This window comes from Streptomyces sp. NBC_01454 (assembly GCF_036227565.1).
GTDB lineage: Bacteria > Actinomycetota > Actinomycetes > Streptomycetales > Streptomycetaceae > Streptomyces.
Genome location: NZ_CP109460.1, coordinates 1,283,227 through 1,297,864, shown reverse-complemented (window position 1 = coordinate 1,297,864; position 14,638 = coordinate 1,283,227). Strand labels below are relative to the sequence as shown.

The 14,638-nt window shown below is 70.5% G+C and carries 13 protein-coding genes; 7 read left to right on the top strand and 6 right to left on the bottom strand.

Annotated features, from left to right (window positions below; all coding sequences use genetic code 11):
- Nucleotides 1-45: 45 nt before the first annotated feature.
- From OIU81_RS05545 to OIU81_RS05530, 4 genes are all read right to left on the bottom strand, one after another.
- Entirely contained in the window at nucleotides 46-357 is a 312-nt protein-coding gene (locus OIU81_RS05545; RefSeq protein WP_329144421.1) for a hypothetical protein, read from the bottom strand.
- Nucleotides 358-1,056: 699 nt separating this feature from the next.
- Complete coding sequence (locus OIU81_RS05540; protein WP_329144419.1) at nucleotides 1,057-1,860, bottom strand: DeoR/GlpR family DNA-binding transcription regulator; 804 nt, start codon at nucleotides 1,858-1,860, stop codon at nucleotides 1,057-1,059.
- Between the two features lie 146 nt (nucleotides 1,861-2,006).
- Entirely contained in the window at nucleotides 2,007-2,888 is an 882-nt protein-coding gene (locus tag OIU81_RS05535) for a class II fructose-bisphosphate aldolase (RefSeq protein ID WP_329144417.1), read from the bottom strand.
- Nucleotides 2,889-2,967: 79 nt separating this feature from the next.
- Nucleotides 2,968-3,873 carry an SIS domain-containing protein gene (locus OIU81_RS05530; RefSeq protein ID WP_329144415.1) on the bottom strand — a complete coding sequence of 302 codons (906 nt, stop codon included), beginning with the start codon at nucleotides 3,871-3,873 and terminating at the stop codon, nucleotides 2,968-2,970.
- Nucleotides 3,874-4,238: 365 nt separating this feature from the next.
- On the opposite strand from OIU81_RS05530, the gene OIU81_RS05525 reads away from it, so the two are divergent.
- Complete coding sequence (locus tag OIU81_RS05525) at nucleotides 4,239-5,702, top strand: sugar porter family MFS transporter (RefSeq protein ID WP_329144413.1); 1,464 nt, start codon at nucleotides 4,239-4,241, stop codon at nucleotides 5,700-5,702.
- A 74-nt stretch (nucleotides 5,703-5,776) separates the two neighbouring features.
- Here OIU81_RS05525 and OIU81_RS05520 read toward each other — a convergent pair whose 3' ends face one another.
- Nucleotides 5,777-6,076, bottom strand: coding sequence for a YciI family protein (locus OIU81_RS05520; RefSeq protein ID WP_329144412.1), 300 nt, complete (start codon nucleotides 6,074-6,076; stop codon nucleotides 5,777-5,779).
- Between the two features lie 85 nt (nucleotides 6,077-6,161).
- Between OIU81_RS05520 and OIU81_RS05515 the strand changes: the two genes are divergently transcribed.
- On the top strand, nucleotides 6,162-6,866 hold the full coding sequence (locus tag OIU81_RS05515) for an endonuclease V (RefSeq protein WP_329144410.1): 705 nt from the start codon (nucleotides 6,162-6,164) through the stop codon (nucleotides 6,864-6,866).
- 21 nt (nucleotides 6,867-6,887) lie between these two features.
- Here OIU81_RS05515 and OIU81_RS05510 read toward each other — a convergent pair whose 3' ends face one another.
- Nucleotides 6,888-8,075 (bottom strand): saccharopine dehydrogenase family protein, encoded by a 1,188-nt coding sequence (locus tag OIU81_RS05510; RefSeq protein ID WP_329144408.1) that lies wholly within the window; start codon nucleotides 8,073-8,075, stop codon nucleotides 6,888-6,890.
- Between the two features lie 370 nt (nucleotides 8,076-8,445).
- Here OIU81_RS05510 and OIU81_RS05505 point away from each other — a divergent pair, with 370 nt between their 5' ends.
- From OIU81_RS05505 to OIU81_RS05485, 5 genes are all read left to right on the top strand, one after another.
- Nucleotides 8,446-9,930 (top strand): sialate:H+ symport family MFS transporter, encoded by a 1,485-nt coding sequence (locus OIU81_RS05505; RefSeq protein WP_329154906.1) that lies wholly within the window; start codon nucleotides 8,446-8,448, stop codon nucleotides 9,928-9,930.
- Between the two features lie 278 nt (nucleotides 9,931-10,208).
- Nucleotides 10,209-10,589 (top strand): MmcQ/YjbR family DNA-binding protein, encoded by a 381-nt coding sequence (locus OIU81_RS05500; RefSeq protein ID WP_329144406.1) that lies wholly within the window; start codon nucleotides 10,209-10,211, stop codon nucleotides 10,587-10,589.
- A gap of 178 nt (nucleotides 10,590-10,767) precedes the next feature.
- The gene (locus OIU81_RS05495; RefSeq protein ID WP_329144404.1) at nucleotides 10,768-11,967 is read left to right on the top strand and encodes a CaiB/BaiF CoA transferase family protein; all 1,200 of its coding nucleotides are present in this window, start codon (nucleotides 10,768-10,770) and stop codon (nucleotides 11,965-11,967) included.
- Nucleotides 11,968-12,206: 239 nt separating this feature from the next.
- Nucleotides 12,207-13,349 carry an acyl-CoA dehydrogenase family protein gene (locus OIU81_RS05490; protein ID WP_329144402.1) on the top strand — a complete coding sequence of 381 codons (1,143 nt, stop codon included), beginning with the start codon at nucleotides 12,207-12,209 and terminating at the stop codon, nucleotides 13,347-13,349.
- 61 nt (nucleotides 13,350-13,410) lie between these two features.
- Complete coding sequence (locus tag OIU81_RS05485; protein ID WP_329144400.1) at nucleotides 13,411-14,625, top strand: acetyl-CoA C-acetyltransferase; 1,215 nt, start codon at nucleotides 13,411-13,413, stop codon at nucleotides 14,623-14,625.
- Nucleotides 14,626-14,638: the final 13 nt, after the last annotated feature.

Below are 14,638 nucleotides of genomic sequence, written 5' to 3'. Positions count from 1 at the left end.
TCTCCGCGCCCGCCGAGGTTCGTCCCGTCCGTTACCGGGGTCCGGTCAGCAGGGCGTGTTCTTCACGAACAGCGCTCGCGAGCCCTCGGTCGTGCCGTAGCGGATGTCCTTCGTCGCGCCCTTGGGGAGGCTGCCGTGAGGGTCACGCTGATGCGGGACGACGATGGTGAAGCACGAGGTCCGCTTGGTGCACAGATTCGTCAGGCGGACGTAGCGCTGATGGCCCTTGTTGAAGTACTTCCGGACTTTGACGCACTGCGGCGACCGGTCGGCGGCTGCCGCACTCGAGGCCGCGGTCAGCGTGATAGAGGCGCTGCACGCCACTATCGCCACCACTATGGCCAAAAACTTCCTCATGTGATCCCCCCGCTGGACAACTCAGATTCCCCCGCGAAGCGTCTCGTCGCTTCGCACGTGCATTCCCCATTGTCCACAAGTACTCAGGGAAACTCAGCCCCGGGGGCCACACAGGGACACAAGCGCGACACAAGCGCGACCCTTTCGGGACCGGCCCGGGCGGCGGCGGTGTGGCTCCGCGACCCCTCGGTCGAGGGGAGCCCCTGGCACCCCTCCCGCCGGCCTGCGACCCATTACGTCGCAGGTCAGGGCCCTCTCAGCGGTGCGCGATGGGCGCCGTCATCCGACGCGCAACCTCCTCCGCCGCTCGCCGATGCGGAGATAGTTCAATGCGAGACGGGCCAGGTTGGTCACATTTTCCGGTTTGCCCTGTCTGCCCTGTCCGGCCCGGCGCGATCCGGCCACGCTGGACCCCCACACCGTGCCTCCGGCACGCCTTGTGCGGGGTAAGCGCCGCTACGGGCGGTCCTGAATCTCTCGGCTGGAAGGGAGCCATCGCCTCCGAATGGCCGGATCCGTGTGCATGATCCGCATCGGTCGACGAGCCTGCCCGAGCCCGGCGAGCCGCCGGACCGAAGTCGAGCGCCGAAGCCAACGGCCGGAGCCAACGGCCGAAGCCGGGGATCACAGCCGAGCGCTGAGGCCAAGGGCCGGGGTCACACCTGCCACTCCGCCCCCTGGGCGGCCCCGGCCGGGAGGTCACTCGCCCGCGGAGGGGCGTGCCGTCACCACTCTCAGGCCGCGGTCCGCGAACTCGCGGCGGGTGGCCTCCTTCGCCCCGCCGTCCGTGATGAAGGTGTCAAAGACATCCGCGTCGCCTACCCGGGCGAAGCAGCGCTCGCCGATCTTCGACGAGTCCGCGACGACCACGGCACGCCGGGCGCGCTCGGCCATCAGGCGGTTGACCCGGGCCTCGGCCTCGTCGTGCACTGTGGCGCCCATCATCGGTTCCATGCCGTTGGCTCCGATGAACGCGATGTCGATCGAGATCTGCTGAAGCACCAACTCGCTGAAAGGGCCGACCAGTTCGAACGACCTGGAGTGCGCCACCCCACCCGTGAGCACAATCTTGATCTGTGGCCGCACCGCCAGCTCATTCGCGATGTTGAGGGAGTTGGTGACAATCGTCAGATGCGGTTGCGGGCCCGCCTCCGCGAAGTCCGGACGGGTGGCGAGCGCACGGGCGATGGCCGTGGTCGTGGTGCCACCGCTGAGTCCGACCACATCTCCCCGTTCGACCAGCTTCGCCGCGGCGTGGGCCACCGCCTCCTTCTCCGCAGAGCGGTGAGCGTGCTTGTAGCGGATCGGCAGGTCGTACGCCACCGAGCTGAGCACCGCGCCACCCCGGGTGCGGGTCAGCAACTGCTGCTCCGCCAGGGCGTCCATGTCGCGCCGCATCGTGGCGGCCGAGACCTCCAGGGCGGTCGCGGCCTCCTCGACGTCCACCCGGCCCCGGTCCCCGAGCAGCTCGAGCAGTGCGTTCATCCGTTCATGGCGCTTCATGCCGCGAGCCTAATTCGTTTCAGCACGTCACGGTGGTGCACGGTGGGCGCCCTCGCGAGGGGTGGCAGACGGGCCGGCCTCCAAGCGGTACTGCCGGGGTGAGGTGCCGTGGGGAAGCCAGTGCCGCCTCCACCTCCTCCACCGGGTCATCCCGGGGCCGGGGCCTGGGTGGCGTACTGGCCCGGGACCGTCGCCGGTGTGCCCAGGACGTCCAACAGGCGTGCCGCCTCCTCGGCCACTGCCGCCCGAGCCGGCTTGACGTACTTCCGGGAGTCGACGAGCGCCGGGTCGGCATCCAGAGTCTGCCGTATCGACTGGGTGAAGACGGACACCAGATGAGTGGAGATATTGATCTTGGTCATTCCGGCGGCGATGGCGTGGCGCAGCTCGTCGTCCGGCACTCCGGAGGAGCCGTGCAGTACCAACGGCACCGGCAGGGTGGAATGCAGCGCCGCGATGAGTTCCTTGTCGAGAACGGCCGTGCGTTCCTGCATCGCATGGGAGGAGCCGACGGCCACGGCGAGGGCATCGACGCCCGTTGCGCGGACGAAGGCCAAGGCGTCGTCCGGGTCGGTACGCACCCCTGGTGCATGGACCCCGTCCTTGCCGCCGATCTCGCCGAGTTCGGCCTCGACGTAGGCGCCGCGCTCGTGACACCAGGCGGTGACTTCTGCGGTGGTGGCGACGTTCTCCTCGTACGGAAGGGCCGAGGCATCCACCATGACGGAGCCCACCCCGGCCCTGATGCCCTGATGAACCAGCTCCCTGTCGGTGATGTGGTCGAGGTGTACCGCGATCCGGGCGGTGGACTCCTCGGCGAGGGCGAGGGTGGCACGCGTGAGGGGCAGCAGGCTGCCGTGATAGCGGATGCAGTTCTCGCTGATCTGCAGGATCAAGGGGATGCCGGTGCGCTCGGCGGCGGTGACGAGTGCCTCGGCGGTCTCCAGATGGATGACGTTGAAAGCTGCGGCACCGACCCGCGCCGCAGACGCGGCAGCGACGATCGATGAGGTCGGAACGAGGGGCATGGGACGCTGACTCCCTTGCGGGTGGGGCTGGTTGACGTGAGGAAGGCGGCTGCGGTGCGCGGTGGAGGCGGGCGGCGGGCTAGGAGACGGCCGGCGCCTCGAGCATCACCGAGCGGGTCAGACTGCGCGGGTTGTCCGGATCCAGGCCGCGGGCACGGGCCCGCTCCAGCGCCACCCGCTGGACCAGCACCAGATCCGCCAGCGGATCGCGGTCATGGCGCACGAAGCGGGCACCGGTCCGCACCACATCGGCCTCCAGCCCGTCCGGTGCCTGGCCGAACAGCCAGGTCACCCGGCCCGGTGCGGCTATCGCGATCGGACCGTGGCGGTACTCCATCGCGGGGTAGGACTCCGTCCAACTCTGCGACGCCTCCCGCATCTTGAGCGCCGCCTCATTGGCCAGACCGAAGGTCCAGCCCGTGCCGAGGAAGGAGAACTGCTCGGCTTCCACCCATTCCTTCTCCACCGGTGCGGCCAGTGCCTCTTCCGCGTCGGCCACCGCCCGGGAGACGTCCTCGCCCAGATGCGCACGCAGCAGTGTCAGCGCCGTCGTGGCGAAGCGGGTCTGCACCACCGACTTCTCGTCGGCGAAGGGCAGCGCGAACGTCCTCTCGGAGAGAGCCACCGCGGGTGTCCCGGGATCGCCGATGATCGTCACCGTCGGGATACGGCCCTTGACGGCGTCGAGCACGCGCAGTACCTCGGTCGTGGTCCCGGACCGTGTGATGGCCACGACCACGTCATAGCCGCGGTCGCTGCCGAGGAAGGCCTCCGAGGCGGCGAACGGATCCGTCACCCCCTGCCCGGCCGCCTCCCGCAGCGCCGCATACGACTGCGCCATGAACCACGACGTGCCGCAGCCGATGACTGCCACCCGCTGTCCGGCCTCGGGCAGCGGGCCGGCCGCCATACCGAGCCGCGCGGCCTCCCGCCAGGTCTCCGGCTGACTGTGCAGTTCCTGCTCCATGTACGAGATCTCGTTCATGGCCACCCTCCCGTGATCTTCACCGTGCCGTGCTGGACGACGTGTCTGCGCAAAGCTGCAATCTTTTGCTTCGTTGCAATCGACTGTACGCAGAAATCGCGCAGCGTTCCATCCCTCGAACGAGTGGACGCATCGGAGGGGGCGCGGGCGCGGAAACTTCGCATAGCTCCGGCCTTCCCGGCGCGCATGGACCGCAGCTGAGCCTGATCGGAGTGCCCGGCCCGGGTGGGCGGGGGGCGGAAAGGGCGGTGAGGAGGTGAGAGATGGGTGTTGACAGCTGCGCGAAAGGAGCCGAATACTCGCAAGATCAGTCACACACGTTCCGTCATGCAGCAAGGCCCGCCCCGCCGCACAAAGGACTTCCCGTGTCCACTGCCACGCTCTCCGCGAAGCCCCCGCCGCCCTCACCCGAGACCGCACGCCGCACCGGCAGGATGTTCGCGCTCACCGGCGCCGTCGTCGGCGTCATCTATGGCTATGACACCGGCAGCATCTCCGGTGCCCTGGTGTTCCTGAGCAGGGATTTCCATCTCACCGAGGTCGAAAAAGGCCTGGTCAACAGCATCTTGGTGGGAGGCTCCATCGTGGGCGCACTGATCGGCGGCAGGCTCGCGGATGCCCTGGGCCGCAAGGCCGCGATGCTGATCGTCGCCGCTTCCTACGCGGTGTTCGTCGCGCTGTCCGCCCTCGCACCCGACGTCATCGTGCTCGACATCGTCCGCTTCCTGCTGGGCATCGCCATCGGTATCTCGATCGTCGCCGCCCCGCTCTATGTCGCCGAATCAACACCGGCACGCATCCGCGGAGCCTCCGTCGCCGCCTATCAAGTCGCCACGGTCGCGGGCATCGTCCTCACGTACTTCGTCAACTGGGGCCTGTCCGGCGGCGGTCACTGGCGCTGGATGCTCGGCCTCTCCGCGATCCCCGCCGCACTGGTCCTGATCCCGCTGCTCCGGCTGCCGGACACGCCGCGCTGGTACGTCCTCAAGGGGCGTACGGAACGAGCCGTCGAGGTCATGGCCATGACCGACCCGGAGGTCGATCCGCGTACCGAGGTCGCCGCTGTGGAGGCGGCGCTCGCGGAGGAGAGCGGCGGCGCGGTGAGGTCCTTGCTGCGCAAGCCGTACGCCCGTGCCGCGCTCTTCGTCGTCGGCCTCGGGTTCTTCTGCCAGATCACCGGCATCAACGCGGTGACGTACTACAGCCCGCAGATCTTCGAGGAGATGGGCTTCACCGGCAACGGCCAGAACTTCCTGCTGCCGTCGTTCGTCCAGCTCGCCTCGCTCGCCGCGACGGTGCTCGCCATCCTCATCATCGACCGGCTCGGCCGCCGGGTGGTGCTGCTCAGCGGCATCGGCACGATGGCCGTGATGCTCGCCGTGCTGACCGCGGTCTTCGGCACGGGTGAGCTGCACGGCACCATGACCTGGGTGGGTTTCGCCGCCATCCTGTTGTTCACCGCGGCCTTCAACTTCGGCTTCGGCTCACTGATCTGGGTCTATGCGAGCGAGTCGTTCCCCGCCCAGCTGCGCTCGACCGGGGCGTCGGTGATGCTCACCGCCGACCTGGTCGCCAACCTCCTGATCGCCCAGTTCTTCCCCTCGCTGATGGCATGGGCGGGCGCCGCCCGGACGTTCGCGGGACTCGGCGTCCTCGCGCTCGCCGCCCTGGTCTTCGCCTTTGCCACCGCGCCCGAGACCAAGGGGCGCCAGCTGGAGGAGATCCAGGACTTCTGGCGCAACGGGGGACGCTGGCCCGCGCCGCTCGCAGCGGCGTCCGCGTCCGCCTCGGATGGTGAGGCAGTGGTACCTCCCACCACGACGACGTAGAGGCGAGCCGGCGGCGCCCCACGAGTCCCGGTGGGTGCGCCGCCTGCACACCGCGGGCTGCGCGGGCTGCCGTCTCAGGACGGCAGTTGCTCCCGGTACTGCTCCAGCGCGGGCGCGGTCGTCGTCGCCACGAACTCGGTGACGCGGTACTCGCACACGCCGGCGAGGACGAAGGGGTCCTCGGCCACGATCCTCTCCACGGTCGCACGGTCCGTCCCGGCGGCGAGAATCACGCCGCCCTCGCGCGGAACCTTGCGGCCGGCCGCGATGAAATGCCCCGCGGCGTATTCCTTCTTCAGCCACTCCACGTGGTCGGGAAGGACCTCGTCGACGCGTGCGAGAGGTGCGGTATAGGTCAACTCCAATACGAACATGGCGGCAATATAGAGGAGAACCGGGCGGGGCCGGCCGATACGCCCGCACCGGACTCGCGCAGTGGTCGGTAGCGTGGCGATCATCATGGACACTCCCGGAATGCTCCCCAGCGACGACGAACTGCGGCACTGGCCCACCGACGAATCCCAGGCGCGCGCGGTGCAGGACCGACTGCGGCCCCGTGTACGGCTCGATGAACCCGGTCCGGAACCGGGGTTCGACGGCACCGTGGTGGGTGTGGATGTGGCCTACGACGACGCCCGGGATGTCGTCGCCGCGGCCGCCGTCGCGCTGGACGCCCGTACGCTCGCCGTCGTCGACGAAGCCACCGCCGTCGGCCGGATCTCCTTTCCGTACGTCCCCGGGCTGCTCGCCTTCCGTGAGATCCCCACCGTGCTCGACGCGCTCGCCCGCCTCGCCCGCGTGCCCGGCCTCGTGGTCTGTGACGGGTACGGGCTGGCGCACCCGAGGCGCTTCGGACTGGCCAGTCACCTGGGGGTGTTGACGGGGCTGCCCACCATCGGGGTGGCCAAGAACCCCTTCACCTTCCGCTACGCACCTCCCGGACCGGACCGCGGCGCCACCTCCCCGCTGCTGGACGGTGCCGAGGAGGTGGGACGTGCGCTGCGTACCCAAAAGGGCGTCAAGCCGGTCTTCGTCTCCGTGGGGCACCGGGTCGGCCTCGACCGGGCGTGTGCGCATACGCTCCGCCTGGCAGCCCACTACCGCCTTCCGGAGACGACGCGGGCCGCCGACTCGCTGTGCCGGAAGGCACTCGCGAACGCCTGAGACGGGGGCGAGGGATCCGGACTACTCCTGGACGACGCGGAAGGTGATGCCGGCCTCCTGGAGGCGAGCGGTCAGCGCGTCCCCCATGGCGACCGCGGTCGTCACCTGGCCCGCGGTTTCCGGCAGGTCGTCGAAGGCCAGGCTGAGCGCCGACTCGGCGAGCATCTTCGCCGTCTCGTCATAGCCGGGGTCCCCGCCCGCGACTTCGGTGATCAGGCGTTTTCCGCCGGCGGAGGCGACGAAACGCACCTTGAACCAGCTGCGTGCACGGCGCTCGGGGTCCGGCCCGTCACCCGGCTCCAGCCGCCCCGACAGCCAGCGTCGTGCGGGCGGCACCTGGGCGAGTGCGACCAGCGCCCCCGCTCCCAGCGTCCCGCCGACCGCGATCGGCAGTCGTTGGACGCCGGCGTAATGGCGATAGCGGAAATCGGGTCCGTAGCGCTCCAGCGCGGCGGCCGAGCGGGCGATGACCTGCGCATCGACGGTCGGCAACGGCACACCCCAGGTGCCTGTTTCGCGGCTCCTGAGGGGCGTGCCGAGAGGCGCGCGCACCGTACGGCCGGCCGGTCGGGGTGTGGTCCGCTGCCGTGCGCGGGCGGCCCGCGCCATGGCGACCGGACGCGAGGCGGCGGTCAGTACGGAGGCCAGCGTGCCGCCGGAGAACGTGGCGTTGGTCCGTACGAAACCGTCGATGCGTACGGGGGCGCCTTCGGGGAGGAGCCCCACCGTGAAGAGCACCCCCAGGTCGTGCGGGACGGAGTCGAAGCCGCAGGCGTGGACGAGGCGGGCACCCGTGGCGCGGGCGGTGGCGTCGTGCCGGACGTACATCCGGTCGATGAACTCCGACTCCCCGGACAGATCGACATAGTCGGTGCCGGCTGCGGCGCACGCGGCCACCAGCGGCTCACCGTGCCGCACATAGGGGCCGACCGTCGACACCAGTACCCGGGTGCCGGTGGCGAGTGCGCGGAGCGAGCCGGGGTCGCCGCTGTCGGCCCGCAGCAGCGGCAGCTCGGCACAGGCGGGGTCGATCTTCACCAGCCGGTCGCGCAGCTGCTCCAGTTTGGCGGTGTTGCGCCCGGCCAGGGCCCAGCGGCAGTCCCTGGGGGCGTGGGCCGCCAGATATTCGGCAGTGAGTGCGCCGGTGAAACCTGTCGCGCCGTAGAGGACGAGGTCATGGGCCCGTCCGGTGGTGTCCTGCCGTCGCATCCCGCGTCCTCTCCAGCACCCGCTCGACCTGGAGTCCGGACCCTAGGCAGTCACCGTCGCCCCGTCAACGTCCTTCGACGGCAGCTGCCTTGGGGGGTTCGGGGGCGGGCGCGGTGCGGCGCGCAGTCTTGACAGTGCGTCGGTACGGGGCCAGATTCACGGAGAGCACCCTGACATAGGACGTCCGATGTCCGGTCTGCCGGTCGCTGCTCCCGCCCCTCCGCCCTCCTCCTCCGACCGCTGCCGGGCCGGTGTGCCGGTGTGCGGTCGCCGCGCCGGACGGGTGCCGGTGGCATCGCGGTCACCGCGCCGACGATGCCGCGCACCGAACCGTCCGCCGACTGCCGGAGGAGGCCGGATCGCTGTGACGATGCGCCCCAGGGACATGCCCGGCCGGATACGGAGCGGGTGGCGGGAGGTCACCCCGCCCCAGTGGAAGGCGATGTTCGCCGCCTGGATCGGCTATCTCCTGGACGGCTTCGACTTCGTCCTGATCACGCTGGTGCTGACCGACATCGCCGATGACTTCCATCTGCGCACCGCCACCGCGGCGTCGCTGATCTCCGGTGCCTTCATCACCCGGTGGCTGGGCGGTGCCGCACTGGGCGCGATGGGTGACCGCTACGGCCGCAGGGCCGCCATGATCGCCAGCATTCTGCTCTACTCGCTCGGCACCTTCGCCTGCGGGTTCGCCTGGGACTACACCAGTTTGTTCGTCGCCCGGCTGGTCATCGGTCTGGGGATGGCGGGGGAGTACAGCGCCAGTGCTACGTATGTGCTGGAGAGCTGGCCCACCCGATGGCGTAACCGCGCCTCCGGATTCCTGATCTCCGGCTATGCGGGCGGCACCGTCCTCGCGGCCGAGCTCTACAAGTGGGTGGTCCCTCACGGCGGCTGGCGCTGGATGTTCTGGATCGGCGTACTGCCCGTCCTGGTCGCCCTCTGGGTGCGCAGATCGCTGCCGGAGGCCGGGGACTGGCAGCGGCAGATCGCCGCCCGTGCGGACGGGGAACGCCCTGACGCCTTGCGGCCGTTGTTCACCGGCCGTCTCCGCGGCTGGGGCAACGCGGCCCTGGCGGCGGTCGCCTCGGTCGCGCTGTTCTGCGTCTTCACGCCGGTCGGCGCCGGCGGCGTGCCCTGGCTGTCGGGCGTCGCCGCGCTGTGCCTGATCGCGTTCGCGGTGCAGCTGGGCGGCCGCCGGGGTGGGCTGCTGTACGTCTCCCTCATGGCGACGGTGTTCTGCGCCTTCCTCTACAGCTGGCCGATCCAGGCCCTGCTGCCCACCTACCTCAAGACCGACCTCGGATATGCCCCCGCGCAGGTCACCGACGTGATGTTCTACGCGGGCTTCGGCACCATGGCGGGCTGCTGGCTGGCGGGCTTCGCCGGCGACCTGCTCGGCACCCGCCGCGCCTACGCGTACACCCTGCTGGCCTCACTGGCCTTCGTCTTCCCGGTCTTCGCGGTACGGGACAGCCTCCCGGTGCTGGGTGTGCTCCTCTTCGGGCTGCTCGCGCTCGGCCAGGGCATCTCCGGAATCCTGCCGAAGTACCTCGCCGGACACTTCCCCACCGCGACCCGCGCCGCCTCCCTGGGCTTCGTCTACAACGTCGGCGCCCTGGGCGGCGCGGTGGCACCCGTCCTCGGGGCCCGTCTGGCCGAAGGCATGCCCCTGGGGAGGGCACTCGCCGTGCTCACCTTCGGGCTGACGCTCGTCGTCATTCTCCTGGTGGGCGGCAACGTCCCCCGGCGGCTGGGGCGCCTTGCGGACCGTCAGGCGCCCGACGACCAGCTCGTACCGGAGACCGGGGGAGTGGGAGGCCGGCCCTCGGGAGCGGCGCCTGACGTGCCGTAGCGGTGCCCGGCGCCTCGGGGCCACTGCCGGCCGCACCACGCGGGCGCCGTGCGCAGCAGCTCACGCCGCGCGCCGCGGCCGCCGGCGAGCGTGGCGCCCTGCCGGGCCGGGCAGGCATGGCGGCAGGTGTCCCTCGGCCGGCAGGGCGTCCGGCGCTCCGCGAAGCCGTTGTCAGTGGTCGCCGTTAGCGTGGAATGCGTTGGGCCGGCCCGCGCGGTGTGCGCGTGGCGCCGGGCGGCACCGCGGGTGCCGTACGGGGGACGGACGTGGAGGAAGCCATGGCGAAGGCGTCGGATCCGGCGGCGGTGCGGGAGCGGGTGCGGGCGTTCGCGCTGGGCCTTCCCGGGACCGTGGAGGAGTTTCCCTGGGGCGAGAGCGTCATCAAGGTCAACAAGAAGGTCTTCGTCTTCCTCGGTGTCGGGGACGGCAGCCATCCGCTCGGGGTCACGCTGAAGCTCAAGGACCCGGAGGCGCATGCCCACGCACTGACCTCGCCCGGTGCCAAGCCCGCCGGTTACGGCCTGGGCGCGTCCGGGTGGGTGCAGGTCCCCCTGGAGGGGAAGGGCGCTCCGCCGGCCGACCTGCTCTGCGACTGGGCGGAGGAGTCATATCGCGTCATAGCCCCCAAGAAGCTCATCGCCGAGCTCGACGGGGGATAGCGGCGCAGCGGCAGCGGACGCGCGAAGGCCCGTGACGGCGATGGCAGTTGAGCCTCGCCGGCACGGGCCTTTTCCGCGGTCGCCACTTGGCATGAGGGGCTTGTGGAAAGTGGAACACGTTCTTAACATCACGAGTGTTACATCAGAAGTGTCACAGTGCGGAAAGGCATGGGGCGCGATGGCAGAGTCAGGGAACGGCCCGCTGAGCGGGGTGCGGGTCGTCGAACTCGCAGGCATCGGCCCCGGCCCCTTCGCGGCCATGCTGCTGGCCGACCTGGGCGCCGATGTCGTCCGCGTCGACCGCCCCGGAGGCGCCGGGCTGGGCATCGACCCCGCCTACGACATCACCAACCGCAACAAACGCTCCGTCCTGGTGGACCTGAAGAGCCCCGATGGGGTGGCGCAGGTACTGGACCTGGTCGAACGCGCCGATGTGCTGGTGGAGGGCTACCGTCCCGGGGTGGCCGAGCGGCTGGGAGTGGGCCCCGAGGAGTGCCTGGCGCGCAACCCCCGGCTGGTCTACGGCCGGATGACGGGCTGGGGGCAGCAGGGCCCGCTCGCCGACACCGCCGGACACGACATCGGCTATATCGCCATCACGGGTGCCCTAGGCATGATCGGCCCGCCCGACGGCCCGCCCGCCATTCCCGCCAACCTCGTCGGTGACTACGCCGGCGGCTCCCTCTACCTCGTCATCGGCGTCCTCGCCGCCCTCCAGCACGCCCGTACCGAAGACGGCAGGGGCCAGGTCGTGGATGCCGCCATCGTCGACGGCACGGCCCATCTGACGGCGATGATCCACGGCATGCTGGCGGCCGGCGGCTGGCAGGACCGGCGCGGCAGCAATCTGCTCGACGGCGGCGCACCCTTCTACGGTGCCTACGAGACCGCGGACGGCGGCCATATGGCGGTCGGCGCGCTGGAGAAGCGCTTCTACGCCGAGTTCATCCGGCTGCTGGGCCTCGCACAGGAGGTCCCCGACCGCGACGACCTCGCCGCATGGGGAGAGCTGCGCACGGCCATCGCCGACCGCTTCAAGACCCGGACCCGGGAGGAATGGACGGCGGTCTTCCAGGAGTCCGACGCCTGTGTGGCGCCCGTACTCTCCCTCCGCGAGGCGCCGCAGCATCCGCATCTCGCCGCCCGTGGCACGTTCGTCGAGCACTCCGGGATCACCCAGCCCGCGCCCGCGCCGCGGTTCTCCCGCACGCCGGGAACGGTCCGCAGACCCCCCGCACGGCCCGGTGCCGACACCGCAGAGATCGCGCGCGACTGGCAGGTCCCCGGCCTCCTCGCTCCGTCGCCGGCCGATCCGTCCGAAGCCGCGCCCGCCGGCCGGGGCGTGGGACGGACCGAGGAGAAGGACGCGGCCGGCTGATGGCACGCGCCACCGCACTCCGCGCGCCCCGCCCCGCCGGGCACACACAGGTGGCCGCCGCTGCCCCGGACGCATGCCGCCCACCGCTGCCGCCCCGCGCGCCCGGGAGGGGAGCCGTCGACCGGAGCACGGCATGGCGGGAGGCGGGCGTGACGTCTCCCGTCGTCTGCCCCCAGGGGCCGGAGGCCGCCACCTTGACCGAGACCGTCCAGCACTGGCTCTGAGGAGGGCCCGGACAGATGAAGCGCCAGATCTTCACCGCGGACCACGACGCATTCCGCGAGACCGTACGCACCTTCCTCGCCAGGGAAGTGACACCCCACTACGAGCAGTGGGAGAAGGACGGCATCGTCAGCCGCGACGCCTGGCGGGCGGCCGGTACCCAGGGGCTGCTGGGCCTCGCGGTGCCCGAGGAGTACGGCGGGGGCGGACAGTCCGACTTCCGCTACAGCGTGGTGCTCGCCGAGGAATTCACCCGGGCCGGCGCCGCCGGGCTCGCCGTGGGCCTGCACAACGACATCATCGGCCCCTATCTGACGTCCCTCGCCACCGAGGAGCAAAAGCGCCGCTGGCTGCCCGGTTTCTGCAGCGGCGAGATCATCAGCGCCATCGCGATGACCGAACCCGGAGCCGGCTCCGACCTGCAGGGCATCCGCACCCACGCCGAGGACGCCGGGGACCACTGGATCCTCAACGGTTCCAAGACCTTCATCTCCAACGGGATCCTCGCCGACCTGGTCATCGTCGTGGCCAGGACGACACCCGAGGGCGGGGCGCGCGGCCTGAGCCTGCTGGTCGTCGAGCGGGGCATGGCGGGTTTCGAGCGCGGCCGCAACCTCGACAAGATCGGCCAGAAGGCCCAGGACACCGCCGAACTGTTCTTCCACGACGTGCGCGTCCCCAAGGAGAACCTGCTCGGCGAGCGGAACGGCGCCTTCATCCATCTGATGACCCATCTTGCCCAGGAACGGATGAACATCGCCGTCTCCGGGATCGCCGCCGCCGAGCATCTGCTGGAGATCACCAGCCGGTACGTCAAGGAGCGCGAGGCCTTCGGACGCCCCCTGGCCAAGCTCCAGCACATCCGCTTCGAGATAGCCGAGATGGCCACCGAGTGCGCCGTCACCCGCGCCTTCCTCGACCGCTGTATCTCCGATCACGCCGCCGGTGAGCTGGACGCGACGCATGCCTCGATGGCCAAGTGGTGGGCCACCGAGCTGCAAAAACGCGTCGCCGACCGCTGTCTGCAACTCCATGGCGGTTACGGCTATATGGCCGAATATCGCGTGGCCAAGGCCTTCACCGACGGCCGTATCCAGACGATCTACGGAGGGACCACCGAGATCATGAAGGAGATCATCGGACGCTCCCTGCTCGATTGACCCGGACGGCCCCGGACCACCCGCCGCCCCTGCCCCACCCTCATGCGAAAGGCTTGTTGACTTGAGTACCGAAGCGTACGTATACGACGCGATCCGCACCCCGCGCGGCCGCGGCAAGGCCAATGGCGCGCTGCACGGCACCAAGCCGATCGACCTGGTCGTCGGACTGATCCACGAAGTGCGCCGGCGCTTCCCCGGGCTCGACCCGGCCGCCGTCGACGACATCGTGCTCGGCGTGGTCGGCCCGGTCGGCGACCAGGGATCCGACATCGCCCGGATCGCGGCGATCGCCGCCGGGCTGCCCGACACCGTCGCCGGCGTACAGGAGAACCGCTTCTGTGCCTCGGGTCTCGAAGCCGTCAACATGGCCGCGGCCAAGGTGCGTTCGGGCTGGGAGGACCTGGTCCTGGCCGGCGGTGTCGAATCCATGTCACGGGTCCCGATGGCCTCGGACGGCGGCGCCTGGTTCGCCGACCCGATGACCAACTTCGACACCGGCTTCGTCCCGCAGGGCATCGGCGCCGACCTCATCGCCACCATCGAGGGCTACACCCGGCGCGATGTCGACGAATTCGCCGAGCTCTCCCAGGAGCGCGCCGCCGAGGCATGGAAGGACGGCCGCTTCGACCGCTCCGTCGTCCCGGTGCGCGACCGCAACGGCCTGGTCGTCCTCGACCGCGACGAGTACATGCGGCCCGGCACCACCGCCGACTCCCTGGCCGGCCTCAAGCCGTCCTTCGCCACCATCGGTGACGCCGGCGGCTTCGACGCGGTCGCCCTCCAGAAGTACCACTGGGTCGAGAAGATCGACCACGTCCACCACGCCGGCAACTCCTCCGGCATCGTGGACGGCGCGGCGCTCGTCGCCATCGGCTCCAAGGAGGTCGGCGACCGCTACGGCCTGACCCCGCGGGCCCGCATCCTGTCCGCCGCGGTCTCCGGCTCCGAGCCGACGATCATGCTCACCGGCCCCGCGCCCGCGAGCCGCAAGGCCCTGGCCAAGGCCGGGCTGACCATCGACGACATCGACCTCGTCGAGATCAACGAGGCCTTCGCCGCGGTGGTGCTGCGCTTCGTCAAGGACATGGGCCTGAGCCTGGACAAGGTCAACGTCAACGGTGGTGCCATCGCCCTGGGCCACCCCCTCGGCGCCACCGGCGCAATGATCCTCGGCACCCTGATCGACGAGCTGGAGCGGCAGGACAAGCGCTACGGCCTGGCCACCCTCTGCGTCGGCGGCGGCATGGGCATCGCCACCGTCATCGAGCGCCTCTGACCGCCCGTCCCCA